The organism is Microbispora sp. CL1-1 (genome assembly GCF_012034195.1).
Lineage (GTDB): Bacteria > Actinomycetota > Actinomycetes > Streptosporangiales > Streptosporangiaceae > Microbispora.
Map to the genome: position 1 here is coordinate 71159 of NZ_JAATEK010000018.1, position 24782 is coordinate 95940.

Below are 24782 nucleotides of genomic sequence, written 5' to 3' on the forward strand. Positions count from 1 at the left end.
GGCAGCCGCTCACCGGGCCGCTTTCCGGGCCACATTGGCCGAAACGCCGACGGCGGCCACCGCCTCGCAGTGACCGCCGTCCGCTCGTCTCGTGCTAGTTGCCGAACGGGTTGTCGCCGCCGTCGCCGGGCGGGCCGATCTGGACGCCGCCGCCGTCCCCGTTGTTGGGGTCGTTGGGGTCGCCGCCGCCGTCCCCGGTGTCGCCGCCGTCGCCGGTGTCGTCCGACGGCGGGTCGCTGTTGGGCTGGTCGTTGGTCGGCGGCTGCTCCTGCGACGGGCCGGTGGAGACCGTCAGCGTGATCGTGGTGTTGGGGTTAGCCTTGGCCCCCGCCTGCGGCGACTGGTCGATCACGTTGCCCTTGGCCACCACGTCGCTCGGTTGCGGCGACGTCTTGACCTTGAAGCCGGCGCTCTTCAGCATCTGCGTCGCGTCCTCGAGCGTGTAGCCGACGACGCTCGGGACCTCGGTCATCTCCAGAGGCACGTACAGCCGCACCAGGGCGCCCTTCGCGACCTTCTCGCCCGGCTTGGGGTTGCTGTCGAAGACCTTGCCCTGCTCCTTGGCGGAGGCCTTCGGCACGATGCTGACCTTCAGCTCCAGCGCCTCCAGCTCGGCCCTGGCCTCCTCGGGCGACTTGCCGATCAGGTCGTCCGGGACGGTGACCTTCTCCTCGCCCTTGGACACGATGACGGTGACCGTGGCCCCGCGGTCGGCCTGCTCACCTCCGGCGGGGTCGGTGCTCACGACGGCGCCCTTGGGCACGTCGCCGTTGAACTCCTCCGGCCCGAACGCGACCTTGAACCCGGCCGCCTCCAACGCCTGCTTGGCCGCCGCCTTCGTCTGGTTCGTCACCGACGGCACCTGGACCTGGTCGGCGGCGGAGGAGCCGCCGGACCCGAGGAAGGCGTAGCCGACGCCGATCATGGCGCCGATCACCACCAGCGGGATGAGGATCCACAGGGCGGTCTTCAGCGCGGTGTTGCCGCCGCCGCTGCGCCGCCGTCCGTCGTATCGGCCGCCGCCGCGCTCCTCGCGGGCGTACTCGTAGTCGGGGATGGCGCGGGTGCTCTGCGTCATGGGCGCGCCGCCGGCCGTGGTCATCGTCCGCGTGCGGTCGGCCCCGCCATACCCGTTGTACTGCTGGGTGGCCATCGCCATCGTCTGCGGGTCGACCGGCATGCCCGACAGCGCCCGCTGGATGTCGCCGCGCATCTCCGCGGCGCTCTGGTAGCGCTGGACCGGGTCCTTGGCCATCGCCTTGAGCACGATCGCGTCGGCCCACTGCGGGATCTCGGGGTCGATCCGCGACGGCGGGATGGGGTCCTCCCGCACGTGCTGGTAGGCGATCGCCACGGGGGAGTCCCCGGTGAAGGGCGGCTGGCCGGTGAGCAGCTCGTACAGCACACAGCCGGTCGAGTAGATGTCGCTGCGGGCGTCCACGCGCTCGCCGCGGGCCTGCTCGGGGGACAGGTACTGCGCGGTGCCGATCACCTGCGCGGTCTGGGTCATCGTGGCGGCGGAGTCGGCCATCGCCCGGGCGATGCCGAAGTCCATGACCTTGACCTCGCCGTTGACCGTCAACATGATGTTGGCCGGCTTGATGTCCCGGTGGACGATGCCGCCCCGGTGGCTGTAGTCGAGCGCCCGCAGGATGCCGTCCACCAGCTCCATGGCCCGCTCGGGCAGCAGCCGCCGGTCCGCGCGCAGCAGGTCGCGCAGCGTCCGCCCGTCCACGAACTCCATCACGATGTACGGCACCGGCGTGCCGTCCATCATGTCCTCGCCGGTGTCGTACACGGCGATGATCGACGGGTGGTTGAGCGAGGCGGCCGACTGCGCCTCACGCCGGAAGCGCGCCTGGAACGTGTGGTCCCTGGCGAGATCGGAGCGGAGCGTCTTGATGGCGACGACACGGTCCAGCCGGATGTCCCGGGCGCGATACACCTCGGCCATGCCGCCACGCCCCACGACGCCATCCAGCTCGTAGCGTCCGCCGAGAAGTCGTGGCTGAGTCATTTCCTGCACTGTCCCTTGCCGTTCATCGTGGGGTGCCACCGGTCTCCATCATCGACCCCTGTGCTCATCACTCCCCCTCATCCGGAGGGTTCGTGTCGGGTGGGGCCTCCGTAGGGGGCGGAGTCTCACTGGGTTCCGTGGCCGGGGTGGACGTCGGAGTAGGGGTCGAGGTCGAGGTCGGGGACGAAGCCGGTGTGGGCGTCTGGGTTGATGCCGACGTGCTTACGGTAGCCGACGGAACGGCGCTCGGCTCGTCCGACGCCGCCGGAGTGGTCGGCGTTTGCGACCGTGGAATCTCTGACCTGTACGAACGTGCCGACGACGGCTTCGGCGACGGCGAGGGGGCCGGTGAGGCGGGCGGCGCGACCGTCTGACCGGGGTCCTGCGGCGGTTCGCCGGTGTGGGCCGCGGTGAAGGCCAGAACGCCGATGCCGACCGCGGCGGCGCAGCCCGCCGTCACGAGAAGCAGGGTCGTCCGGCGGCGCCGTCCGCCCACGGGTCCCGTGGGTCCCATGGTTCCCTCGGGGCCGCCGGGGCGTCGCGTACGGGCGGCGGGGGCGCCCGCGGGCGCCCTCCGCGTCACGGGCGTGACCGGGCCCAGCGGCGCGGTGGAGCCGGAACGCGGAGCGGCGGAGCCCGGACGCGAGCCCGTGGCTCCAGGACGCGGTGTGCCGGCGCCCTCGGGCTCGCCCAGGGGCGCCGTCAGGCCGGGCGTGGCCGGAGGCGTCGTACGGCCCGCGCCGCCCGCCGCCGGGAAGCCCTGGGGGTCGGTCAGCGAGCCGAGGGCCGCCGTCGAGGGGCCCGTGCCCGCGAGGGCGTCGCGCAGCGTCCGCACCCTGTCGAGGAGCACCGGCCCCGTCTCCGGCCGCGTGGCGGGGTCCTTGGCGAGCATGGCCGTCACGAGAGCCGCCACCGGAGCGGGCACCGTTCCTGGCAGCGGCGGAGGCGTGTCGTTGAGGTGCCGCAGCGCGAGCGCCACCGCGGTCTCCGCCGTGAACGGCGGCCGGCCCGCGAGGCACTCGTAGGCCACCACCCCGAGCGAATAGATGTCGCTCGCCGGGGTGAGCGTGGTGCCGGACGCCTGCTCCGGGCTCACATACTGGGCGGTGCCGAGGATGGTGCCGGTCGCGGTCAGCGGCGCGGCCTCCAGCGCACGGGCGATGCCGAAGTCGGTGATCTTGACCTGGCCGGTCCCGGTGACGAGCAGGTTGCCCGGCTTGACGTCGCGGTGGATCACACCGGCCCGGTGGGCCGCGTACAGGCCCCGGGCGGTCTGCTCGACGACGTCGAGCGTGACGTCGGGGCCGAGCGCGCCGTTGCGGGCGAGGATGGCCGACAGCGGCTCGCCCCGCACCAGCTCCATCACGAGGTAGGCCAGGCCGTCGCTCTCGCCGTAGTCGAAGACCTGGGCGATGCCCGGATCGGTCAGGCCGGCGGTGATCCTGGCCTCGGAGCGGAACCGGTCGCGGAAGGTGGCGTCGCCCGCGACGTGGCGGCCGAGCAGCTTGATCGCCACCTCCCGGCCGAGCAGCTCGTCCTCGGCCCGCCAGACCTCGCCCATGCCGCCCGCGGCGATGGGGGAGATCAGCCGATATCGGCCACCGAGCACGGTGTCGGTCATGTGTCGGTCACCGCCCGAGCACCGCCTGCATGACGTCGTGCGCGATCGGCGCGGCCACCGCGCCGCCGGTCGCGTCGTTGCCTGCGCTGCCCGACTCCACGAAGACCGCCACGGCGACCTTCGGGTCGTCACCCACCGGGGCGAAGGAGATGAACCACGCGTGCGACGGCTTGCCCGGCAGGGTCTCCGCCGTGCCGGTCTTGCCCGCCACGGTGATGCCGGGGATCCTGGCCGCGCCGCCGGTGCCGTGCTCCACGACGCTGATCATCATCTTGGTCAGCTCGCCGGCCACCTCGGGCGTGACGGCCTCGTCCAGCTCCTCGGGGTCGGTCCCGTCGATCTCCGCGCCGTCCGGCCCCATGATCTTGTTGACCAGGTACGGCTTCATGACCGTGCCCTGGTTGGCGATGCCGGCCGCGACCATCGCCATCTGCAGCGGGGTCATCTGGTTGCTCTGCTGGCCGATCGCGGTCTTGGCGAGAGCCGCCTTGCCCTCGTCGGGGCCGATGTCGCTGGGCGCGACCTCCATGGGGATCTTCAGCGGCTGGCCGACCCCGAACTTCTCGGCCTGCTCCTTGAGCTTGTCGTAGCCGACGTCCATGCCCATGATCGCGAACGGCGTGTTGCAGGAGATGGTGAGCGCCTGCACCAGCGTCGCCCGGCCGCCGCACGACTCGCCGTGATAGTTGGGCAGCGAGATGTTCGTGCCCGGCAGCGGCAGCGCGTCGGGCGCGTCGACCTGCGTGTTCTCGTCGCGCGAGGTGTCCTCGCTGAGGTAGGCCGCCGAGGTGACCGTCTTGAACGTGGACCCCGGGGCGAACGTCAGGTTGATGGCCCGGTTGAGCAGCGGCTTGTTGTCGTCCTTGTTCAGCTTGTTGTAGGCCTTGTTGACGGTGTCCTTGTTCGCCTTGGCCAGCGGGTTCGGGTCGTACGACGGCACCGACACCATCGCCAGGATCTTGCCGGTCTTCGGTTCGAGCGCGACGACCGCGCCGCGCTTGCCGGTGCCGGCCAGGTCCTTGTACGCGACCTCCTGGGCCTTGGTGTTCAGGGTGAGGTCGACGCTCGCGCCCTTGGCCGGCTTGCCGCTGACCAGGTCGATGGCCCGGCGGACCACCAGGTCGGGGTGGCTGCCGTCGAGGTAGCGGTTCATGGCGGCCTCGATGCCCGAGGCGCTCTCCGGCGCGAACCAGCCGACCACGTGCGTGAACGGCTTGCCGAGCGGATACTCCCGCTCGAACCGGAACTGCTTGTCGCCGGTGTCCACCGTCTTGGCCAGCGTCGTCTTGCCGTTGTCGGCCGTGATCCAGCCCCGGTCGATGTTGTAGCGGTTGAACAACATGCGCACGTTGCGCGAGTCGTTGCGCAGGCCCTCGGCCTTCACCGAGCCCAAGTAGGTCACGTTGGCCATGAGCAGGCCGAACATGAGCAGGCAGGCCACGGCGACACGCTTGAGCGGGCTGTTCATCGCTGCATCACCTGGGTCAGTCCCTCGTCCTGGATCGCCTGCGGCGGCGGCCGGCGGGCCGCGTCGGACATCCGTACGAGCAGGGCGATGAGCATCCAGTTGGCCAGCAGCGCCGAGCCTCCGGCGGACATGAACGGCGTCACGAGACCGGTCAGCGGGATCAGCCGGGTCACGCCGCCGACGATGATGAAGATCTGCCAGGCGAGGATGAACGACAGGCCGCCCGCGAGCAGCTTGGTGAACGGGTCGCGGGCGGCCAGCGCGGTGCGCAGCCCCCGCTCGACGATGAGCGCGTAAACCATGAGGATGGCCATCAGGCCGGTGAGACCGAGTTCCTCGCCCGTCGCCGTGAAGATGAAGTCGGAGAACGACAGCGGGACCTTGTACGGGTACCCCTGCCCGAGGCCGGTGCCGAGGATGCCGCCCGAGCCCATGGCGAACATGCCCTGCATGAGCTGGAAACTGCCGCCGCCCGCGTCGTACAGCGCGGGGTCCTCGGCGTGCAGCCAGATGTTGAAGCGGGCCTCGACGTGACTGAAGATCTGCCCGGCGAGGAAGGCGCCGCCGACGAACAGCAGGATGCCGATGAGCACCCACGAGGTGCGCTGGGTCGCGACGTAGAGCATCGCGACGAACGCGCCGAACAGCAGCAGCGAGCTGCCGAGGTCCTTCTGCATCACCAGGACGCCGAGGCTGATTCCCCAGGTGATGAGGACGGGACCGAGGTCGCGGGCGCGGGGCAGGTCGATGAACAGCAGGCGGCGGCCCGCCAGAGCCAGCACGTCGCGCTTGGCGACCAGATATCCCGCGAAGAAGACGACCAGGGCCAGCTTGGCGAACTCGGCGGGCTGGATGCTGAAGGGGCCGATGCCGACCCAGATGCGCGCGCCGTTGATCTCCCTGCCGATGAAGGGCAGCATCGGCAGCACCAGCAGCGCGATGCCGGCGAAGCCGGCGGTGTAGGTGAAGCGCTGCAAGACGCGGTGGTCCCTCAACGCGATCAGTGTCGCGGAGAACATCACCACGCCGAGCGCCGTCCACATGAGCTGGTTCGCCGCCGAGGCGAGATGCTCCCCGGCCAGCTCGATCCGGTAGATCATCACCAGACCGATGCCGTTCACCAGCGTCACGAGGGGAAGCAGAAGGGGATCGGCCCAGGGTGCCCACTTGGCCAGCACCAGGTAGGCCGCGAGCATCAGACCGCCGAGGCCGAGGCCGTAGCCGAGCATGCCGGACGGGACCTTGCCGTTGATCCCGAGCCCGACGCTGGCGTACGCGCCCATCACGATCAGCACGGCGAAGGCGAGCATGCCCAGCTGGGCGCCGCGCCTCTTCGCGGTCATCGGTACGGGCGTGGCTTCGACAGCAGTCACTTACTGGACCTCGTGGGGGTCGGCGTCGACTCGGCGTCCGCCTTGGGGGCCGCCGAGTCGCCGAAGCTCTTGATCTTGGATATCCCTGCCTGCAGGTCGTCGACCGGGATGCCGCTGCGGACCTGGTCCTGTTGCACCGCAGGCAGCGACGAGACGCGTACGTGGTCGGTGTAGGCGACCTTCTTGAAGGACACCGGCCCGACCTCCGCGTCGACGCCCTGGAACACGACGAGCTCGTCCCCCTTGGCGCCTATGTAGAACTGGCTCTGGGTCCACTGGTAGCCGAAATAGCCCCCGGCCCCGAGCGCGGCGGCGACGACCAGCACCCCGACGGCCACCTTCGGGCCCGATCGGCCCTTGCGCGAACGCCGCGCGGAGGCCTGGGCCTCACGCGCGGGTTCGTCGTCCAGGTCGTCGTCGATGATCACGGGTTGGGGCGCGGTCACGGTCGTGGCCCGGCCCGCGGGGGTGTCGGGCGGCGCCGAGCGGATCCGGCCGGAGCCGGCCGCGCCGACGACCGCCGCCGTTCCCGCGGGCGGCTGCACGTCGTCCACCTCGATCACGTCGGCGACCACACAGGTGATGTTGTCCGGCCCGCCGCCCCGGTTGGCGAGGTCGATGAGCTGCCGGACGACATCCTCGGGATCGTCGATCGTGCTCAGGGTGTGGTGCAGGGTCTCGGCGCTGACCACGGTGGAGAGACCGTCCGAGCACAGCAGGTAACGGTCGCCCACCTGGGCCTCCCGGTCCTGCAGGTCGGGATCGACCTCGCCGCTGCCGTCCAGCGCGCGCAGCAGTATCGAACGCTGGGGATGGTTGGCGGCCTCCTCCTGGGTGATCCGCCCATCGTCCACCAGCGACTGCACCAGCGTGTGGTCGTGCGTGATCTGGTACAGCTCGCCGTTCCTGAGCAGGTACGCCCGGGAGTCGCCCACATGGACCAGGGCGAAGCGCGAGCCGCTCCAGAGCATCGCGGTGAGCGTGGTGCCCATGCCCTTGAGGCTGGGGTCCCGGGCCACCATCGCGTGCAACTGGTGGTTGGCGTCCCGGACCGCCGCCTCGATGGCGCTGAGCAGATCACTGCCGAAGGCGTCCCGGTCGAGGGACGACAGTGCGGCGATGGCGACCGAACTGGCCACCTCGCCGTGAGCATGCCCGCCCATGCCGTCTGCGACGGCCAGCAGGCGGCCGCTGGCGTACGCCGAGTCCTCGTTGCCTTCACGGAGGAGCCCGACGTCCGAGCGAGCGGCGTAGCGGAGTGCGATGGTCATTTGCGCAATTCGATGACGGTCTTGCCGATGCGGATCGGAACTCCGAGGGGCACCGGGGTCGGGCGGGTCACTTTCGAGCGTTCGAGGTACGTGCCGTTCGTGGAGCCGAGATCCTCCACGATCCACTGGCCGTCCTGAGGAAAGAGCCGGGCGTGCCGGCTCGAAGCGTAGTCGTCGCTGAGAACCAGCGTGGCGTCGTTCGCCCGGCCGATGGTGATTGGCGTCTCCGTGAGGTTGATGATGGTCCCTTGCAGGGGGCCACCGGTGACGATCAGCTGGCGGGGTTCGCCCTTTTTGGGCTTGGAAACCGATCGGGGTTGCTTGACCGGTTTGCGTGCGGGCGCGGGAGCCGTACGCGGACCGAACAGGTCTGTCCGGATGACGCCGACCGCGGCGATCACGAAGAACCACAGCACCGCCAGGAAGGCGAGCCGGATCAGCAGCAGCGTTAGCTCGGACATGGACCGTTTGTCTACCTCTAATCGCGCCTGAACACCAGTGTCGTGCGGCCGAGCGTCACCCTCGTCCCGTCCTGCATCTCGATCCTGCGGACCGGCTGGCCGTTGACGAAGGTGCCGTTGGTCGACCCCAGGTCCACGAGCACGACCTGTGGTCCTTCCACTCTTAGCTCGGCATGATGCCGTGATACGCCCGGATCCACCAGCCGAAGATCACAATCGGTCCCGCGGCCCAGCAAAGTGACCGGTGTGGTCAGTTCGTACGACCGCTGGCCCTGGGGGTCGTCCTGGGTGGAGACGAGCAGCCGGGGGCGGCCCTGGAACGCGCTGGGACGGCTGGCGGGCAGGTCGCTCGGGGGCTGACGGATCTCGTCCTGCTCCACCGTCGCGCCCCTGATCACACCCGAACGGATGCGGAAGAGCCCGACGGCGAGGTCGTCTGCGGTCTCGAAACGCACCCGCACCGGCCCGACGAACGAGTAGCCCTGTTCCTTGGCGTACTCACGGGCGAGAGTGGCGAGCTCGTGGCTGATGCTGTCGGCGTACACCTCCAGCCGTTCGCTGTCGGTCGTCGACAGCTCCACCACGAAGTCGTTCGGCACGAGCGTGCGACCCTGAGCGACGATCGCGGCGCGCTCGTCCATCTCCCTCTGCACGGCGCTGGCAACCTCGACCGGCTGGAGATCAGACTTGAACGCCCGCGCGAAGGCCCCTTCAACCAACCCTTCGAGCCGGCGCTCGAAGCGCTGAAGGACTCCCACCGGATCCCTCCCTTCCAATGCCACTACGGTCGCGATCGCTCCGGTGCTGCACTGAGCTCCTTCGCATCGTCGTTTAGAAGGATCGTATCCGGGTTCGTAAGCACGGGCGGATACGTGCTAACCTTTCCAGGCACCCAGAGATGGGGGCCAACCGCAAGGGCAAGTGGCGGAATGGCAGACGCGCACGGTTCAGGTCCGTGTGTCCGAGAGGACGTGGGGGTTCAACTCCCCCCTTGCCCACGAGAAAGCAGCCTCGTCTGGTCGGAAGCGAAGCTTCCTTCCCGCGAGGCTTTCTCTTTGTGCCGCCCAGGGGGACAACCCCCTGGAACCCCCGGCCAGACGGGCCACCTCGGGTGTCAGCAGCCCAGCGGGGCTTCTTCTGAATGTCACTCCGACGGGCGGCTCCCTGGGACCTTCGGACACGTGAGCAACCTCGCTCGGCAGGAGGAGAATCTTCCGCCCGGCGGGGCTTTTTCTTTGCACCGCCGGAGGGGATCACCCCCCGCGATCCCGGGGCGGACGGGCCACCTCGCCTGATCGCGAGCGAAGCGTCCACGTCCGGCCTCCCGTCCCGGCCCGTACGGCGCGGGCCCTCCTGGCGATGTCGCGGCGAGGGCCCCGAAGATCGGGGCCCCTCCGTCGCGCACTGCACATTCTCAGGAGACCGGCTTTCAAACCACTTTCCCCGCGCTTGCAGGGAGCGACCTTTACCTTCTGTCCCAGTTCGTGGGCGCGGACGTCTCGCGGTGGGAGATGCCGGGCGACGTCGCGGGCGCGGGGGCAGGGCCGTGCCGCCACAAAAGCGCCCGTGCCGCCACAAGCGGGACCGAGCCGCACAAGAGCGGGTCGTGCCGCAACGAAGCGGGCCGCGCCGTGCCGAACCGACGACCTGGCCGGGCTGCGCCTGGTGCGCGAGCGGCCCGACACCGACGAGCACGCGACGGGCGTGCCGTCCCGGCCCGGCGCGCCCGCTCACACGAGTGGGCGCGCCGCGCCGAATCACGAATCAGGCGGCGAGCAGCTCGCCGACCAGAGTGGTGAGATCGATCACACCGACGGGCGTGCCCTCGGCGTCGGTGACGAGCCCGAGCTGCGCGCGGGCCTCCTGCAGCAGGGTCACGGCGTCGGAGATCGTGGTGTCCTTCGCCATGCGGGGGACGGGGATCGCCAGCTCGCCGGCCCTGCGCCCCGGCTGGAGGACAGCGTCGCGCACGTGGAGCACGCCGACCACGTCGTCGGGGGTGACGACCAGCATGCGCAGGCCGCCCCCGCGCGCGGCCGTACAGCGGACGAGCACGTCATCGGCGTTCTCGGGCACTGAGAGCGCCTCGCCGACGGGCACCATCAGCCGCTCGACCGGCTGGGAGTGGACCCGCAGCGCGCGGATGAGCAGGTCGTGCTCGTCGCGGTCGAGCATGCCCATCCGGCCCGACTCCGCGACCAGCATGGCGAGCTGGCGGGGGGTGCGGGTGGTGGCCAGCTCGTCGCGGGGCCGCACGCCGGCCAGCCGCAGGATGCCGTTGGTCATCGCGTTCAGCAGGGCCAGGATCGGGCGGACGACCCAGGCGAAGCCGCGGAACGGCAGCGCCAGCCCCATCGCGGCGCGCTCGGGGTGCGTGAGCGCCAGCGACTTGGGCGCCATCTCGCCGACGACCATGTGGAGGAACGTCACCAGGGCGAGCGCCACGACGTACGCCACGGGGGTGCGCAGCGACTCGGGCAGCAGCGTGAGGACGGGCTCCAGGAGGTGCTCGATGGCGGGCTCGGCGACCATGCCGAGGCCCAGGGAGGCCAGCGTGATGCCGAGCTGAGCCCCGGCGAGCATGAGCGACAGCTCGCGCCCGCCCCTGACCGCGGCGCGGGCCGTGATTTTGGCCATCCGGCCGCCGCTGACGGCGATCTCCTCCAGCCGGTGGCGGCGGGCGGAGACCAGGGCGAACTCGGCCGCGACGAAGAACCCGTTGACGGCGAGCAGGACGACGCCGAGCAGAACACCGGTGAGAGCGCTCATGCGGGCCTGCCCTGGAACAGCGCGGAGAACAGCTCGGTGGCGTAGTCGACGCCGCCCGAGCCGCGGGCCGCAGCGCGGGTCTTCTCCCGGCCGGGCGGCTCACCGGCGTCCGCATCCGCGTCCGCGGACTCCTGGGCCTGCGCGTCCGCCGACGTCTCCGTCGACACCCGCACCCACTCGGGGACGCGGCGGCGCACGCTCAGGACCGTGAGCACGGCCCGCTCGGCCTCGTCGCCCTCGTCGTCGAAGAGATGGGGCTCGGGGACGAGCGGGGAGACGACCCGGTCGCCCGGCTCGGCCATCCGGCCGAGGAGCGCGAGGACGAGCCCGGCCACGGTCTCGTAGTCCTCGCTCTCGGGCAGCCGGATGTGGGTGGCGCGCTCGACCTCGTCGAGGCGGAGGGTGCCCGGCACGTCCCAGACGCCCTCGCCCTGCCGTACGACGCCGAGGGGTTCGGGGTCGTTCTCGTCCACCAGCTCGCCGACGAGCTCCTCGGCCAGGTCCTCCAGCGTCACGACGCCGGCCAGGCCGCCGTACTCGTCGATCACGCAGGTGAACGTCTCACCCGAGGAGGTCATCCGCCGCAGCAGCTCGGGCAGCGGCAGCGTCGCGGGGACGAGCAGCGGCGCGTGGGTGATGCCGCCGACGAGCCCGTCGGAGGGACAGCCCGCCTTCAGATATTCGGGCAGCCCGGCCACCCCGACGACGTCGTCGGCGTCGGTGCCCAGCACCGGATAGCGGGAGTGGCCGTGGGTGCGCAGGGCGTCGAGGAACTCGCCGATCGGCCACTCGGCGCGCAGCGAGACCACACGCGGACGGGGGACCATGACGTCCTCGGCGGTGCGGTCGCCGAACTCCAGCGCCCGCTCCAGCATGTCGGCGAGCCGGGGCGGCAGTTCGCCGGCCGCGGCCGACTCGGTCACGATGCGCGACAGCTCCTCGGGGGTCGCGCCGTGTTCGAGCTCCTCGACGGGCTCGATGCCGAACAGGCGCACGAGCCGGGTGGCGGCGGCGTCGAACAGGCGGATCAGCGGCCCGGCGACCACGAGATAGACGTGCGTCGGGCGGGAGAGGAACTTCGCGACGTCGTTGGGCCGCGCGATGCCGAGGTTCTTGGGGGCCAGCTCGCCGAGGATCATCTGCACGACCGTGGCGATCGCGACCCCGAGGGCCACCGCCACACCCGGAACGGCCGAGCCGGGCAGCCCGGCGGCCTCCAGGGGGCCGCGTAGCAGGTCGGCGATCGCCGGCTGGGCGATGAAGCCCACCAGCAGGGTGGTGACGGTGATCCCGAGCTGTGCGCCGGAGAGCATGAACGACAGGCGTCCGGTGATGTCGAGCGCCCGGCGCGCCGCGGCGTCACCGGCCGACGCCTGCTCACGGAGAGTGCCGCGGTCCGCGGCGACGAATGCGAACTCCTGCGCCACGAAGAATCCGGTGGCCAGGGTCAGAAGGAGAACGGCCAGGAGGCCCAAAGCGGCGCTCATCGGGCGCTCGCCATGCGATCATGAGATCCCGTGCCTGTGCACGGGCAGGTACTCCAGGGGTCCGGAACGGACACGACGATCCTTTCGTGTAGTGGTATACCACCGTAACGGCTGGAATCTCTCCTGTGTTTCCCGGCAGCCTTTACCGACTGCTTAGAAGCCGTCTGGGTACCGTGAAGATGGGGGCGCATCGGCAAAGACTTCCGCCGATGCCGACAAAGCAGTCGCAAGCATGTTGAGGGCTGGGGGTTCACGTGGCCGACGAGAACGAGGCGACCCGTGCGTACCGGCGTCCGGCCGGACCACCCGCGGCCCAGCCGGCGGCCCAGCCGGCAGCGCAGCCCTCTCCCGGCCGTCCTCAGCCGGCCGCATCGGCGGGCTCCGGCTCCGGCAGGGAGGACACGGTCCCCCGCGTGCGGTCCAAGGTGTACGGCAAGCCGCGCTCCGGCAGCAGTCCGGTCCGTCCGCTCGGCGGGAGCAGGCACGAGGCCGCGGACCAGGTGGGCTCGCCGCACGGCGGTGGCGGCGGTCCGACGGGCCGCGACGGTTCCGTACGCGGCGGCGGACGCGGGCCGCGCCGGACCGGCAGGATCGTCCTGCGGGTCATCGTCATCGTGGTCGTGCTCCTGCTCGTCGCCGCCGTCGCCGGATATTTCTGGATCGGCTCCCGGCTGAAGCCGGTCGAGTCGCTGACCGACTACGACGGACGGCCCGCAGAGACGCCGGGCCAGGACTGGCTGCTGGTCGGATCCGACAGCCGGGCGGGCCTGACGGCCGCGCAGCGCAAGAAACTGGCCACCGGAAAGGCGGTCGGCAAGCGCACCGACACGATGATGCTGCTGCACATCCCCGAGAGCGGCCGGCCGACCCTGGTCAGCCTGCCCCGCGACTCGTACGTCCCGATCGAGGGGCACGGCAGCACCAAGCTGAACGCGGCGTACGCCTTCGGCGGGCCGAAGCTGCTGACCAAGACGGTCGAGCGGGTGACCGGCATCCGGATCGACCACTACATGGAGATCGGCTTCGGCGGTTTCGTCGGCATCGTGGACGCGGTCGGCGGGGTCAACATCTGCGTGAAGCAGGACATCAAGGACCCCAAGGCCGGGATCAACCTGAAGAAGGGCTGCCAGGACATGGACGGCGGCACCGCGCTCGGCTATGTCCGCACCCGGGCCACCGGCGCCATCCCGGACTTCGAGCGCACCCAGCGGCAGCGTCAGTTCTTCTCGGCCGTCGTCCAGAAGGCCGCGAGCCCGGGCACGCTGATCAACCCGTTCACCTCGATCCCGCTGGCGCTGAGCGCGGCCGACTCGGTGGCCGTCGACCCCGGCACCGGCCTGTTCGACCTGCTGTCGGTCGGCCTGGCCATGCGCGAGGGGCCGCTCGCCACCGCCGTGCCGATCGGCTCGCTGCCGACGATCGGCGGCCAGGCGGTGGTCAAGTGGGACACCCAGAAGGCGCTGCGCCTGTTCGAGGCGCTCGCCGCCGACAAGCAGGTGCCCAAGGACGTCATCACCAATTGACGCGCTCCCCGGCCTGAAGGCCGGGGATTCAGCCCGTGCCGCGTCATGCGGCACCTCTGTGGCTTCCTGTTTCACCGGGTCCTGCCCTCCGCTGGGCGGCGGGTCTTACGGTCCCTCCGCAGGCGTTTAGCCTCTCCGCCCGTCCGGCGGCGAGGACGTTGCGCCAGGGAGATGGTGTGCGCGGACGCCGAGTGCGAGCCGGCCGGGTCTAACGGCGAGCCCACCCACGTCCACCTGCTGGTGAACTTCCCGCCGAAGGCCGCGCTGTCCCGCCTGGTCAATTCACTGAAAAAGGGGGTGTCCTTTCGGCGGCTGCGACAGGAGTTCCCCGAACTGGCCCGTCACTACTATCGGGCGAACAAGCTGTGGTCGGGTTCCTACTTCGCCGGATCGGCAGGCGGCACGCCGGTCAGTGTCCTGCGGCAGTACATCGAGCGGCAGAACCGCCCGGTCTGAGCCGGGCAGACGCTGGATCGCCCGGGAGCGCTCCAGCTTTCCCTGCCCCGCTACACGGGAGGGTCCGCTTCACCCCCGGCCCGAAGGCCGGAGCACTGCGGGCGAATCCGGTAGCGGACCCCGCTCGCGCGAGCGGCGAGAGCGGCAGGGGCCGGCATCAGGAGGTCAGGAGGCCGAGGGGGTCAGCTCCCGGAGGCGGTGGCGGCGGCCGTCGCGGCGGTCGTGGCCGCGATCACGGCGGCGTGGATCGAGGCGATCGTCTTGCGGACGGCCTCGGCGGTCCACTGGCCCTCGGCGATCTCCTTGACCCGGCCCTTCGGCGCGCCGGGGAAGGCCTTGCGGTCGAGCTTGGCCGCGTGGACGACCGCGATCAGGACCGCCGTCCGCTCGTCCGGCTCGGCGCCGGCCAGCACGCTCTCGACGCGATCTCGTACGCCCTGCTCGTGGCTCGGGTCGAGCTCGGGATAGCGCGTGGTGGGGAAGATCCCCAAGATCCTGCCCGCCTGCTCGCTCAGCACGCCCCGGGCGGCCAGGCGGGTCAGCAGCCGCTTGCGCAGCCTGTCGGCGCGGAGCTTGCCCACCCACCAGTCGGCCTTGTGCGGACGGCGCTCCTCGGCGATGCGGGTGAGCGCGGCGTCCAGCTCGTCATCGCCCATCGGGGTGGGATCGACGGGCACGACCTTCGTGCCGTCGAGGTCCACCCGGCGGCGTACGGCCAGCTCCGCGAGCAGGGCCCCGGCCAGGGCGCAGTCGAGCTCCACCGAGCCGATGATCGGCTTCCCGGTGTCCTCCCGGTAGGCCAGCAACACCACTTCCTCGGCGATCGTCAGTGTCACGGAGTCGAGCCTAGCTCCGGATTAAGGTCACAATGAGCCCTTATGGGAATCTCTGCTGACCTGCACGCCATCGGGCGGCCGATGCTGGACGCCCAGCTCGCGCACCCGACCGTACGCGGCATCGCGGCGGGCGACCTGCCCGAGACGGTTTTCCGGTCATGGCTGGAGCAGGACTACCTGTTCCTGCTCGACTACGTCCGGGTGTTCTCGCGGCTGGCCTGGCAGGCTCCGGACGCCCACCTCGGCGACCTGGTCGACCTGGCGTACGCGACCTGGCACGACGAGCTCGACCTGCACCGGTCGCTGGCGGCCGGGTTCGGCGCCGACCTCGACGGCGCGGTGAAGGGGCCGGCCTGCGCGGCGTACACGTCGTTCCTGCTGGAGTCGGCGGCGAACTACGGCGAGGGGCTGGCGGCCCTCTATCCCTGCATGTGGGGCTACTCGACGCTCGGCAAGATCCTGGCCGCCGACCCGCCGGCCGAGCCGCGCTACCGCGCCTGGGTGGACACCTACGCCGATCCCGGGTTCGCGGCCCTGGCCGCGCGCATCGGGACGATGATCGACGAGGCGGCGCCTGACCCGGCGCGCGCCCGGGAGCTGTTCGTCCGCGGGATGGAGCACGAGCTCGCGTTCTGGGACGTGCCCTGAGGGGCGGGGTTAGTGTGAGGGCATGCCGGAGCTGCCCGAGGTCGAGGCGCTCGCCGAGTTCCTCCGCGAGCACTCCGTCGGCCGTGCCGTCATCGGGGTCGACGTGACCGCCTTCCAGGCGCTCAAGACCGTCGATCCCCCTGTCACCGCGCTCGCCGGGCTGCTCGTCACCGGCGTGGCGCGGCACGGCAAGTTCCTCGACGTCGACTGCGACGGCCTGCACTTCGTCACCCATCTGGCCCGCGGCGGCTGGCTGCGCTGGCGTGACGACCTCACCGGCGCCAAACCGGTGCGGCCGGGCAAGGGCCCGCTCGCCGTCCGGGTGCGGCTGTCACCAGGCGAGGACGGCCGCGCCCCCGGGTTCGAGCTGACCGAGGCGGGCACACAGAAACGCCTGGCCGTCTACGTGGTGCGCGATCCCCAGGACGTTCCCGGCATCGCCGGCCTCGGACCCGACCCGCTGTCGGAGGACTTCACGCCCGACCTGCTCAAGACGATCGTGAGCGGCAGCCGTACGCAGATCAAGGGCCTGCTGCGCGACCAGAAGGTGATCGCGGGCATCGGCAACGCCTACTCCGACGAGGTGCTGCACGTCGCGAAGATGTCCCCCTTCAAGATCGCCGGAACGCTGACCGACGGCCAGGTCGCCGACCTGCACGACGCGATCGTGAGCACGTTGCGCGACGCCGTCGGGCGGGCCAGGGGGCTGGCGGCCAAGGACCTCAAGTCGGAGAAGAAGTCGGGCCTGCGCGTGCACGGCCGCACGGGCGAGGCGTGCGAGGTGTGCGGCGACACGATCAGGGAGGTGTCGTTCGCCGACTCGTCGCTGCAGTATTGCCCGACCTGCCAGACCGGCGGCAAGCCGCTGGCCGACCGCCGGTTGTCGCGCCTGCTCAAGTAGCGCCCGCGGATCACCGTGGGTCACAGCTCGCCGCACGGGCCCGGGCATCGGTGGTGTGCCGTCAGAATGGGCGCATGACTTTGCCGGAAATCGCCCCCGAGGCACTGCCCGAGGACGCGTACCTGCTGGACGTCCGCGAAAAAGACGAGTGGGTGGCGGGCCACGCGCCCGGCGCCGTCCACATCCCGCTCGGCGAGCTGCAGGCGCGGGTGGATGAGGTGCCGCACGACCGGCCGGTGTACGTGGTCTGCCGAGTCGGCGGCCGGTCGGCGCACGCCGCGATGTGGCTCAACCACATCGGCCGCGACGCCGTGAACGTGGACGGCGGCATGCGGTCCTGGGCCGCGGTCGGGCGTCCCATGGTGAGCGAGACGGGAGAGACGCCCTACGTCGCGTAGCGACGGAAACGGCGGTCGTCTGGGGACTGGGCGGCGATCGCGTACGGACGGGGCGGCGGTCGCTTGGACACGGTGCGCGGCGGTCGCTTGGACACGGTGCGCTGCGGTCGCGTGGACACGGGGCGTATCGCTCGCGTACGGCGGCGGCGGTCGCGTGGGGAGCGCGGGCGTGGCTTGTGCACGGACGCGGGCGTCGACCGCGTACGGGCGGGGGTGGCGTAGGAAAACGGTCAAATAAGTGTCATAATCCCCAAGACATCATCAATAACTCGCGGGAGCTCGGGCGAAACCGGGCTGAGAGGGCGGATCGAACTCGTGCCGCCGACCGCATGAACCTGTCCGGATAATGCCGGCGTAGGGAGCGTGTGATGACTTCTGCCGTCGTCGACGACGCGCACGCGGAGGTTCCCCTCACTCTGGACGAGGAGGCTCCGAGGACCCTGGGGCTGCTCGACCAGGGCGCGTTCTGGGCCAACCTCGGGGTCAGCCTTCTCGGCTTCTCGGGGGCGTTGTTCCTGCTCGACCCGCTGGGCGGCAAGCCGCTCACGTTCACCGCGGCGGTGCTCGCCGCCGTCGTCGGCAGCCTGCTCGGCACGGCGATGGTCGGCCTGGCCGCGATCCCCGGCGTACACACCGGGCGGCCCGCCATGGTGCTGCTGCGGGGTCTGTTCGGGGCCCGGCTGTCGTACATCCCGACCGTGCTGAACATCATCCAGATGCTCGGCTGGGGCGCCTTCGAGCTGTGGGTCATCGCCAACGGCGCGCAGGCGCTGTTCGGCACGGCGGTGCCGTACGCGGTGTGGGCGGTGGCGGCGGGCGTGCTGACGATCGCGCTGACGATCCGGCCGCTCGGCGCGCTGCGGCTGCTGCGGCGCTACGTCACCGCCGGCGTGGTGATCGCGATGATCTGGCTGTCGATCGCCCTGTTCCGGCAGGGGCCGTCCGTGGGGGGTGGCTCCTGGGACGCCTTCGCCCCCGCCGTCGACTACGTCATCGCGCTGTCGGTGTCGTGGGTGCCGATGGCCGCCGACTACGCCAGGCACTCGCGGTCGAGCGGCGCGGCGTTCACCGGCGTGGTCGCCGGATACACGATCGCCCAGGTGGCCTGCCTGGCCCTCGGCATCGCCGCGCTCGCCCTGGTCGGCAACGACGGCGACAAGGTGTGGGACCCGTTCGTGGCCGCTCCTCTCGGAGTCGTGTTCTTCGGCATCCTGGTGCTGCGCGAGGCCGACCAGTCGTTCGCGAACGTCTACTCGACGACGGTGTCGATCCAGAACCTCGCGCCGCGCTGGGACCGCCGGGTGATCTCGGTCGTGATCGGGGTGCTCACCACGCTGATCGCGCTGTTCGCCGACGTGAACTCCTACGGCGCGTTCCTGAGCGTGATCGGCGCGGTGTTCGTGCCGATGTTCTCCGTGCTCGTGGTGGACTACTTCCTGCTCGGCGGCAGGGGCCGGTGGAACACGGCCGAGGACGCCCCCTCGCGCTGGCTCATGGTCGTGCCGTGGGTGCTCGGGTTCGCGGCGTACTGGATCGTGACCTCCACCCCGACCGTCGCCTGGTGGGACGGGATCTGGACCAGGGTCCGCGACGCCATCGGGTTCGTCCACCAGCCCTGGATGAACGCCGCGCTCGCCGCGTTCCTCGTCGCCGGGCTGGCGACCGTCGTGCTGTCTCTCCCGGGCCGCCGCCTGCGGTCTCGCCGCTGAGCGCACAGCCTCATCGGCGTCCGCGAGAGTCGTCCGAGGGCGTGGTCCGGTGGTTCAGGACGGGTGGCCGCTCCTGTCCGCAGTGCGTACGAACGGCTCCAGCAGGGCCCGTGCGGACTCCCCGACAATCTGCGCATCCGTACCGGACTCGATCAACCGGGACCCGGCGAACACGATGGCATTGATCATCTCCGCGGTCTCGGGCACCGCGGAGACGCCGAGATCGCGCAGCGCCTCCACGAGCGGCTCCAGGAGCTGCCGGTGCATGGCACGGCTCTGCTCGGCGACCGTGTCGCCCGGCGCGACCTCCGCGAGGACGGTGGCCAGCGCGTGCTCACCCTCGCCGATCAGCTCGAAGTTGGCCAGCACGTAGGCGAGCACACGGTCGGCGGGGGTCGCGGCGGCGTCCATCGCCGCCGCGACTTCGGCCGACCAGCGGGGGAAGACGTCCTCCACCAGCGCGTTGAGCAGGTCCTCGGAGGACCGGAAGTACTGGTAGAGACTGGGCCGGGCCAGCCCGGCGCGCTCCGCGACCCGGGTCAGCGTCGGCGGCCGGCCCGTCTCCGCGAGGATCTCCCTGGCGGCGTCGAGCAGCGCGCGGTGCTGGGCGGCCCGATGCTCGGCGACGGTGGACGCCCGAATGCGTGGCACCTGCTCCCCTCCGCCATGGTCGGCCCTATTCCGACAGTCTCCCATCCACCATCGACAGGACGCGATCGCAGTGGCCGAGCACATCGTGATCGTGGGTGACCATGATCGTCGCGACCCCGGACTCGTGCGTCTCGTGCGCGAGCAGCGTGACGATGTCGTCGCTGCGGGCGCGGTCGAGCGCGGCCGTCGGCTCGTCCACCAGCAGCACGGCCGGACGGGTGACGAGTGCCCGGGCGATGCCCACGCGCTGCCGTTCGCCGCCGGACAACTGGTGGGGGCGGTGCTTGGCGCGGTGCCTCATGCCCACCCGGCCGAGCAGCTCTCGCGGGTCGTGACCGTCAGCCGGGCGTACGCCCGCCACGTCGAGCGCGAAGCGGAGCTGGTCGAGCGTGGTGAGGGCCGGGATGAGGTTGCCGGACTGGAAGACGAACCCGATCCGTTCGCGGCGGTGCCGCGCCTTCTCGCGGGCGCTCGCCCGGGTGATGTCGACGCCGTCGAGCAGGACCCGGCCGGTGTCCGGTGTGGTGAGCGCGCCGGCGACGGCGAGCAGGCTCGACTTGCCGGAGCCGGACGGCCCGACGATGGCGACGAACTCGCCGGCCGCCACCTCAAGGTGTACGTCGTCGAGCGCGGTGACTGTGGCGTCGCCGTCGCCGAGGGTCAGGGTGACGCCCTCCATCAGCAGGCCGCCGCGTTCCTGGGTGCCGGACCGGAGCGAGTCCGGGCGTGGGGACGTGGAACTGGTGGTCATCTTTGCCCTCCCAGGGCGGCGAGCGGGTCGACGCGGACGATGCGGCCCACGGCCGCCACGGCGCCGGCGAGGCCGAGGCCGATGAGGAGCAGGGCGGCGAGGACGAGCGGCCCCACCTCCAGCAGGAACGGCATGGGGGTCGTGGTGAGCAGGCTGCCGCCGCCCACCCCCAGCAGGAAGCCCACGGCGGTGGACACGGTCAGGATGACGGTCGCCTGGATCAGCGTGTCCCGCATGAGGTAGCCGGTCGAGGCGCCCATGGCGCGTATGACGGCGAGTTCGTGCTTGCGCTGGATCGTCCAGACAGTGAAGAACGTCCCGACGACGAGCGCGGAGATGGCGTACAGGAAGACCTGGATCAGCGTGAGCGTGGAGGTCTCGGCGGAGTAGCCGGGGGAAGCGCTGAAGGACGCGTCGAGCGTCATGCTCGTGGTGCCCGCCGCGGCGTCGCCGCCGGGCAGGTCGATCCGGTCTCCGTCCCGGGCGCGCAGGGCGATGGCCGTCGCCTCCTCGTACGCCCCGTCGCGCACCTCGTCCCCCGGCCCGGCGCCGGCGTGCACCTGCTGCCAGGTGCGCAGCGGCAGGTACGCCACGTCGACGTGCCCGAAGGTGCGCTGGTCGCCCGTGGTGCCGACGACCTTGAGCCGGGTGCCCAGGCGGTCGATGACGACGGTGTCGCCGATGGCCACGCCCTCGTCCAGGACGGTCTCGCTGACCACGATCCCGTCGGGGTCGCCGAGTCCGGCGCCGTCGGAGACGGCGGGTGCGAGGAAGGAGCCGGGATCGACGCCGAACAGGGCCAGGTCGACCGGCACCTGCGCGCCGGCGGAGGTCGTGGCCTTGGCGTTGACCAGCATGGTGCCGAACGGCGCGGCGTCGCCGACGTCGTCGCGGCTCTTCCACAGCTCGGCCAGGTTCACGTTGACGGTGCTGCGGGAGAAGGCGGAGTCGGTCTTGGTGCCCTCGGCGAAGGCGAACGCGGTGACGGGCAACCGTTTGAGCCCGGAGACGCCGTCATTGACGAGCCCGGAGGACAGGCCTGACAGCAGCACGACGAGGATCGCGATGAGGGCGACGACTCCGCCCATCAGGCCGAAGCGTGCGCGGGCGAAGACCAGCTCGCGCCAGGCCAGGAACATGACACTCCTAAGAAGCAGGGATTCAAGGACGACGAGCGCCCCGATTTGCCGACGCGCCGTTGGTAACATACCAACGGCGCGTCGGAAAAATTTCGCACACCCGTCGTCGTGGAGAGGTTTGCGAGGCCGTGGTCCGTGGACGGTGGCCATCACCGCAGGCGTCGCAGGCATCGCGGGTGATAGCAGCGGGGCCATCGGCCGCCACGCCCACCTCAGCCTGCGACGCATCCGCGTCGCCGCCGTGCCCGCGCTCGTCCCCGAGAACCTCGCCGCCCTCGGCGAACTCCTGGACGTCACCAGCGCGCACAGCGTCCTGCACCGCGATGACCTCGTCGTACGCACCGAGCGCACCGTCTGGACCGCCGGGCGCACCTGACCCCGGGCCGTCCCCGGCTCGGCCTAGAGAGCGCCCTCCAGGCGGAGCAGGTGTTCCTTGGCCGCCGGGCCGCCGGCGTACCCGCCGAGCGAGCCGGGGCCCTCCACCGCCCGGTGGCACGGCAGGAGCACGCAGACGGGGTTGCCCGCCAGGGCGTTGGCCACCGCGCGGGGCGCCTGCGGCCGCCCGATCCGCTCGGCGATCTCCTGGTAGGTGGTGACGCTGCCGTACGGCACGGCCGGCATGAGCTGGATCACCGTACGGCTGAAGCCGGTGACCAGGCGCAGGTCCACGGACAGGGAGAAGGTGCGCAGCCTGCCCGTGAAGTAGGCGTCCAGCTCTCTGCGCAGGGGATCGATGCGGCGCGGGTCGGGCCCGATGAACGAGCCGACGGCGCGGGAGACCCGGGCGAAGACCTCGTGCTCGTCCTCGTAGGTGCAGGCCAGCACGCCACGGGCGGTCACCGCGAGGACCAGACGGCCCACCGGCGCGTCCATGGTGCCGAAGGCGACCTCGGGCGGGGCCACGCCGACGTAGCCCGGCGAGGTCACGCGGAGCAGGGCCTCGAGGTCCTCGGTGGACATGGGCGCCCCACTTTCTCTTCTCTGCGTGCTGGCAGCGTATCGGAGCGGTCGCGAGGTGACGGAAAAGGCCAAGATCAAAAGGTGAAAGAAGGCACGATGGGGACGTGGGTGACAGCAGCGTGGACGGCCGGGCGGCGGATCTCGCCCCCGCGGTCCCGGACCCGGTGAACGCGGGCGCCGCGGACCCGGACACCGTGGCTGCGGACGTCGCGATCCTGGAAGACGCGACGCCGGGAGAGGCGGCCCTCGGCGACCCGGCGTCGCGCGACGTGGCGTTGGGCGGCGTGGCGTTGGGCGATGCGATGTCGGGCGGCGCGGCGTCGCGCGATGTGGCGTCGGGCGGCGCGGCTCTCGGCGATACGGCTTTCGGCGACGTGATCCTCGGAGACGCCGAGGAGGGCCTCGCGCGTGCGGTCCTGGCCGGCTCCCCCGACGCGATCGTCGCGCTCGACCGCGACCTGGCCGTGCTGAGCTGGAACGCGGCGGCCGAGCGGCTGTTCGGCTGGCCCGCGTCCGATCTGCTGGGCAGGCGTGCCCCGATCGTGCCCGACGAGCTGATGGCCGAGCACAACGCCGTGCTCGAACGCGTACGCGCGGGCGGTCGCGTGTCGCTGACCACCAAGCGCCTCCACCGCGACGGACGGCTGCTCGATCTGCGGGTGGACACGAGCGCCTTGAGCTCGCCGGCCGGCGCCCTGCTCGGCTACGTGAGCGTCTACCACGCCGCCGAGGACGACGACGCCGCGCACGGCAGGATGGTGCGCCGCGCCCGCCTGGTGCGACGGCTGACCGACGTGGTCGGCGACATCAACGCCGAGCTCGACCTGCCCGTCGTGCTCGACCGCATCGCCGCGAGCCTGACCGAGCTGACCGGCGCCGACGCCGGTGGTTTCGTGTCCATCGAAGGGGAGCGGCTGCGCCTGGTCGGCGTCCACCAGTTGCCGGAGACGCTGCGCGGGGCCACCGCGGGGCTGCACACCAGCCTGGTCGCCAAGCTGCTGCGCACCGGCAAGACCGTGCTGCTGGAGACCGGACCCGAGGGCTTCCAGGACCTGATCTGGGCGCGGCTGCCCGGCCTGCACACGATCGCCGTCGGCATCGCCGCCGTGGGCGGGCGTCCTTATGGAGCGCTCTACGCGTTGTTCGCCCGGCGCAAGGCGAGCCATCTGGAGCTCGAACTTCTCGAACTCCTCGCCGGGCACGCCGGGATCGCGGTCGCCAACGCCATGGCGTACCAGGAGGCGGTGCGGCAGCGCGCCCACGAGCGGGCCGTCTTCGACGCCAGCGCCGACGGCATCGCGGTGCTGGACGGCGCGGGCGCGGTCGTACGGTGGAACCCCGCGGCGGCCGAGCTGACCGGCCACTCGGCGGACCAGGTCATCGGAGGGCCGCCGCCCTTCCCGCTGCCGGCGCCGGGGGAGAAGCTCACCTTCCAGCTCCCGTCCGGCCGCTGGCTCGACGTGCTGTGCGCGGAGATCCGGGAGACGGGCGAGACCGTCGTCGACTTCCGTGACGTGACCCGGGCCAAGGAGCTGGAGGAGGCCAAGGACCTGTTCCTCGCCACCACCAGCCACGAGCTGCGTACGCCGATCACGATCGTGCACGGCTTCGCCAGCACGCTCGACTCCCGGTGGGACCACCTGTCCGACGAGGAACGGCGGTCGGCGGTCCACACGATCGCCGAGCGGGCCCGCTCGCTCGGCCAGCTCATGGACCACCTGCTGCTCGGCGCGCGGGCCGGCGCGGAGGAGCTGAAGGTCAGGGTCGAGCCCTTCGATCTGGCCGCCCGGGTGCGCGCGGCGACGCTCGGACTGCCGGTCCTGTCCGACCGCCACCGGCTGGAGGTGGACATCCCGCCCGATCTCCCCCTGGTGTACGGGGACGCTCTGGCCACCGACATCCTCCTCGCCCAGTTGCTGGAGAACGCGTTCAAGTACTCCCCCGACGGCGGCCTGATCCGGGTCGAGGCGTGGCCGGAGGACGACCGGGTCGTGCTGGTGGTGGACGACGAGGGAGTGGGCATCGCGGAGGGCGACCGGGAGCGGATCTTCGAGCGGTTCGTCCAGGCCGACAGCGGCAACCGGCGCAGGTTCGGCGGGGTCGGGCTCGGGCTCTACATCGTGCGCAACCTCGCCCGCGCCCAGGGGGGAGACGTCGCCGCGCTGCCCCGATCGGGTGGGGGAACCCGGATGCGCCTGGTGTTGAACTCCGCAGGATCTTCATCCTGATAAGACAGATCGGAGCGTGGCGTCACCACTTAAGCACTGAACTATTGTCCAATGTGCACAAGCTGTGATCCGGGGCACGGTTTCCCGGCCGAGTTAGCGGGGCATTTCGGTCGTA

Annotated in this window: 21 protein-coding genes, 1 tRNA gene, 1 pseudogene and 1 riboswitch; of the genes and pseudogenes, 9 read left to right on the top strand and 14 right to left on the bottom strand. The window is 71.2% G+C overall.

Annotated features, from left to right (window positions below):
* Positions 1 to 94: 94 nt before the first annotated feature.
* The 7 genes from pknB to HCK04_RS21545 form a co-directional block, all read right to left on the bottom strand.
* Positions 95 to 2017, bottom strand: a complete 1923-nt coding sequence (pknB, locus tag HCK04_RS21515) for a Stk1 family PASTA domain-containing Ser/Thr kinase (RefSeq protein ID WP_142649171.1) — start codon at positions 2015 to 2017, stop codon at positions 95 to 97.
* A gap of 67 nt (positions 2018 to 2084) precedes the next feature.
* Complete coding sequence (locus HCK04_RS21520; RefSeq protein WP_142649172.1) at positions 2085 to 3638, bottom strand: serine/threonine-protein kinase; 1554 nt, start codon at positions 3636 to 3638, stop codon at positions 2085 to 2087.
* Positions 3639 to 3645: 7 nt separating this feature from the next.
* Entirely contained in the window at positions 3646 to 5106 is a 1461-nt protein-coding gene (locus tag HCK04_RS21525) for a penicillin-binding transpeptidase domain-containing protein (RefSeq protein WP_142649173.1), read from the bottom strand.
* On the bottom strand, positions 5103 to 6449 hold the full coding sequence (locus HCK04_RS21530; protein WP_142649174.1) for an FtsW/RodA/SpoVE family cell cycle protein: 1347 nt from the start codon (positions 6447 to 6449) through the stop codon (positions 5103 to 5105). Before HCK04_RS21530 ends, HCK04_RS21525 begins: the two co-directional genes overlap by 4 nt.
* 26 nt (positions 6450 to 6475) lie before the next feature.
* Complete coding sequence (locus HCK04_RS21535) at positions 6476 to 7750, bottom strand: Stp1/IreP family PP2C-type Ser/Thr phosphatase (RefSeq protein WP_142649175.1); 1275 nt, start codon at positions 7748 to 7750, stop codon at positions 6476 to 6478.
* Positions 7747 to 8211: an FHA domain-containing protein gene (locus HCK04_RS21540; RefSeq protein WP_142619148.1), complete on the bottom strand. Its 465-nt coding sequence runs from the start codon at positions 8209 to 8211 to the stop codon at positions 7747 to 7749. Before HCK04_RS21540 ends, HCK04_RS21535 begins: the two co-directional genes overlap by 4 nt.
* A gap of 17 nt (positions 8212 to 8228) precedes the next feature.
* A complete protein-coding gene (locus tag HCK04_RS21545) occupies positions 8229 to 8969 on the bottom strand; it encodes a DUF3662 and FHA domain-containing protein (protein WP_079313435.1) in 741 nt (246 codons plus the stop codon).
* 157 nt (positions 8970 to 9126) lie between these two features.
* On the opposite strand from HCK04_RS21545, the gene HCK04_RS21550 reads away from it, so the two are divergent.
* Positions 9127 to 9209, top strand: a tRNA-Leu gene (locus HCK04_RS21550).
* A 766-nt stretch (positions 9210 to 9975) separates the two neighbouring features.
* Here the strand turns inward: HCK04_RS21550 and HCK04_RS21555 are convergent.
* Both HCK04_RS21555 and HCK04_RS21560 read right to left on the bottom strand, forming a co-directional pair.
* Positions 9976 to 10980 (bottom strand): hemolysin family protein, encoded by a 1005-nt coding sequence (locus tag HCK04_RS21555; RefSeq protein WP_142649176.1) that lies wholly within the window; start codon positions 10978 to 10980, stop codon positions 9976 to 9978.
* On the bottom strand, positions 10977 to 12467 hold the full coding sequence (locus HCK04_RS21560) for a hemolysin family protein (RefSeq protein WP_142649177.1): 1491 nt from the start codon (positions 12465 to 12467) through the stop codon (positions 10977 to 10979). Before HCK04_RS21560 ends, HCK04_RS21555 begins: the two co-directional genes overlap by 4 nt.
* Before the next feature lie 413 nt (positions 12468 to 12880).
* Between HCK04_RS21560 and HCK04_RS21565 the strand changes: the two genes are divergently transcribed.
* Positions 12881 to 13990, top strand: a complete 1110-nt coding sequence (locus HCK04_RS21565) for an LCP family protein (protein WP_260617360.1) — start codon at positions 12881 to 12883, stop codon at positions 13988 to 13990.
* 174 nt (positions 13991 to 14164) lie between these two features.
* Positions 14165 to 14446: pseudogene (gene tnpA / locus HCK04_RS41330) on the top strand (IS200/IS605 family transposase); the annotation flags it as partial.
* A gap of 182 nt (positions 14447 to 14628) precedes the next feature.
* Here tnpA and HCK04_RS21575 read toward each other — a convergent pair.
* Positions 14629 to 15282: a GPP34 family phosphoprotein gene (locus tag HCK04_RS21575; RefSeq protein ID WP_142649178.1), complete on the bottom strand. Its 654-nt coding sequence runs from the start codon at positions 15280 to 15282 to the stop codon at positions 14629 to 14631.
* A gap of 42 nt (positions 15283 to 15324) precedes the next feature.
* Here HCK04_RS21575 and HCK04_RS21580 point away from each other — a divergent pair, with 42 nt between their 5' ends.
* The 4 genes from HCK04_RS21580 (at position 15325) to HCK04_RS21595 (ending at position 18938) form a co-directional block, all read left to right on the top strand.
* Positions 15325 to 15930 carry a TenA family protein gene (locus tag HCK04_RS21580; protein WP_142649179.1) on the top strand — a complete coding sequence of 202 codons (606 nt, stop codon included), beginning with the start codon at positions 15325 to 15327 and terminating at the stop codon, positions 15928 to 15930.
* 22 nt (positions 15931 to 15952) lie between these two features.
* Complete coding sequence (locus tag HCK04_RS21585; RefSeq protein WP_142649180.1) at positions 15953 to 16831, top strand: DNA-formamidopyrimidine glycosylase family protein; 879 nt, start codon at positions 15953 to 15955, stop codon at positions 16829 to 16831.
* 74 nt (positions 16832 to 16905) lie between these two features.
* Positions 16906 to 17229 carry a rhodanese-like domain-containing protein gene (locus HCK04_RS21590; protein WP_142649181.1) on the top strand — a complete coding sequence of 108 codons (324 nt, stop codon included), beginning with the start codon at positions 16906 to 16908 and terminating at the stop codon, positions 17227 to 17229.
* Between the two features lie 261 nt (positions 17230 to 17490).
* Positions 17491 to 17607, top strand: a riboswitch (TPP riboswitch).
* Positions 17598 to 18938 carry a cytosine permease gene (locus HCK04_RS21595; protein ID WP_142649182.1) on the top strand — a complete coding sequence of 447 codons (1341 nt, stop codon included), beginning with the start codon at positions 17598 to 17600 and terminating at the stop codon, positions 18936 to 18938. (Overlaps the previous riboswitch by 10 nt.)
* Positions 18939 to 18992: 54 nt before the next feature.
* On the opposite strand, the gene HCK04_RS21600 is transcribed toward HCK04_RS21595, so the two are convergent.
* Genes HCK04_RS21600 through HCK04_RS21610 form a run of 3 tightly spaced genes read right to left on the bottom strand, consistent with a single transcriptional unit; the run spans position 18993 to position 21479 of the window.
* Entirely contained in the window at positions 18993 to 19589 is a 597-nt protein-coding gene (locus HCK04_RS21600; RefSeq protein ID WP_142649183.1) for a TetR/AcrR family transcriptional regulator, read from the bottom strand.
* A 25-nt stretch (positions 19590 to 19614) separates the two neighbouring features.
* Positions 19615 to 20340: an ABC transporter ATP-binding protein gene (locus tag HCK04_RS21605; RefSeq protein WP_142649184.1), complete on the bottom strand. Its 726-nt coding sequence runs from the start codon at positions 20338 to 20340 to the stop codon at positions 19615 to 19617.
* A complete protein-coding gene (locus tag HCK04_RS21610) occupies positions 20337 to 21479 on the bottom strand; it encodes an ABC transporter permease (RefSeq protein ID WP_142649185.1) in 1143 nt (380 codons plus the stop codon). Before HCK04_RS21610 ends, HCK04_RS21605 begins: the two co-directional genes overlap by 4 nt.
* 142 nt (positions 21480 to 21621) lie before the next feature.
* On the opposite strand from HCK04_RS21610, the gene HCK04_RS21615 reads away from it, so the two are divergent.
* Entirely contained in the window at positions 21622 to 21855 is a 234-nt protein-coding gene (locus HCK04_RS21615) for a hypothetical protein (protein ID WP_142649186.1), read from the top strand.
* Positions 21856 to 21878: 23 nt separating this feature from the next.
* Here HCK04_RS21615 and HCK04_RS21620 read toward each other — a convergent pair whose 3' ends face one another.
* On the bottom strand, positions 21879 to 22439 hold the full coding sequence (locus tag HCK04_RS21620; RefSeq protein WP_142649187.1) for a methylated-DNA--[protein]-cysteine S-methyltransferase: 561 nt from the start codon (positions 22437 to 22439) through the stop codon (positions 21879 to 21881).
* A 104-nt stretch (positions 22440 to 22543) separates the two neighbouring features.
* On the opposite strand from HCK04_RS21620, the gene HCK04_RS21625 reads away from it, so the two are divergent.
* The gene (locus HCK04_RS21625; RefSeq protein WP_260617361.1) at positions 22544 to 24667 is read left to right on the top strand and encodes a PAS domain S-box protein; all 2124 of its coding nucleotides are present in this window, start codon (positions 22544 to 22546) and stop codon (positions 24665 to 24667) included.
* Positions 24668 to 24782 lie beyond the last annotated feature (115 nt).

Excerpts from the sequence above, each read along its gene's own strand:
- pknB (WP_142649171.1), bottom strand. The coding sequence starts at position 2,017 with ATGACTCAGCCACGACTTCTCGGCGGACGCTACGAGCTGGATGGCGTC.
- HCK04_RS21520 (WP_142649172.1), bottom strand. The coding sequence starts at position 3,638 with ATGACCGACACCGTGCTCGGTGGCCGATATCGGCTGATCTCCCCCATC.
- HCK04_RS21525 (WP_142649173.1), bottom strand. The coding sequence starts at position 5,106 with ATGAACAGCCCGCTCAAGCGTGTCGCCGTGGCCTGCCTGCTCATGTTC.
- HCK04_RS21530 (WP_142649174.1), bottom strand. The coding sequence starts at position 6,449 with ATGACCGCGAAGAGGCGCGGCGCCCAGCTGGGCATGCTCGCCTTCGCC.
- HCK04_RS21535 (WP_142649175.1), bottom strand. The coding sequence starts at position 7,750 with ATGACCATCGCACTCCGCTACGCCGCTCGCTCGGACGTCGGGCTCCTC.
- HCK04_RS21540 (WP_142619148.1), bottom strand. The coding sequence starts at position 8,211 with ATGTCCGAGCTAACGCTGCTGCTGATCCGGCTCGCCTTCCTGGCGGTG.
- HCK04_RS21555 (WP_142649176.1), bottom strand. The coding sequence starts at position 10,980 with ATGAGCGCTCTCACCGGTGTTCTGCTCGGCGTCGTCCTGCTCGCCGTC.
- HCK04_RS21560 (WP_142649177.1), bottom strand. The coding sequence starts at position 12,467 with ATGAGCGCCGCTTTGGGCCTCCTGGCCGTTCTCCTTCTGACCCTGGCC.
- HCK04_RS21580 (WP_142649179.1), top strand. The coding sequence starts at position 15,325 with ATGGGAATCTCTGCTGACCTGCACGCCATCGGGCGGCCGATGCTGGAC.
- HCK04_RS21585 (WP_142649180.1), top strand. The coding sequence starts at position 15,953 with ATGCCGGAGCTGCCCGAGGTCGAGGCGCTCGCCGAGTTCCTCCGCGAG.
- HCK04_RS21590 (WP_142649181.1), top strand. The coding sequence starts at position 16,906 with ATGACTTTGCCGGAAATCGCCCCCGAGGCACTGCCCGAGGACGCGTAC.
- HCK04_RS21595 (WP_142649182.1), top strand. The coding sequence starts at position 17,598 with ATGACTTCTGCCGTCGTCGACGACGCGCACGCGGAGGTTCCCCTCACT.
- HCK04_RS21605 (WP_142649184.1), bottom strand. The coding sequence starts at position 20,340 with ATGACCACCAGTTCCACGTCCCCACGCCCGGACTCGCTCCGGTCCGGC.
- HCK04_RS21610 (WP_142649185.1), bottom strand. The coding sequence starts at position 21,479 with ATGTTCCTGGCCTGGCGCGAGCTGGTCTTCGCCCGCGCACGCTTCGGC.
- HCK04_RS21620 (WP_142649187.1), bottom strand. The coding sequence starts at position 22,439 with ATGTCCACCGAGGACCTCGAGGCCCTGCTCCGCGTGACCTCGCCGGGC.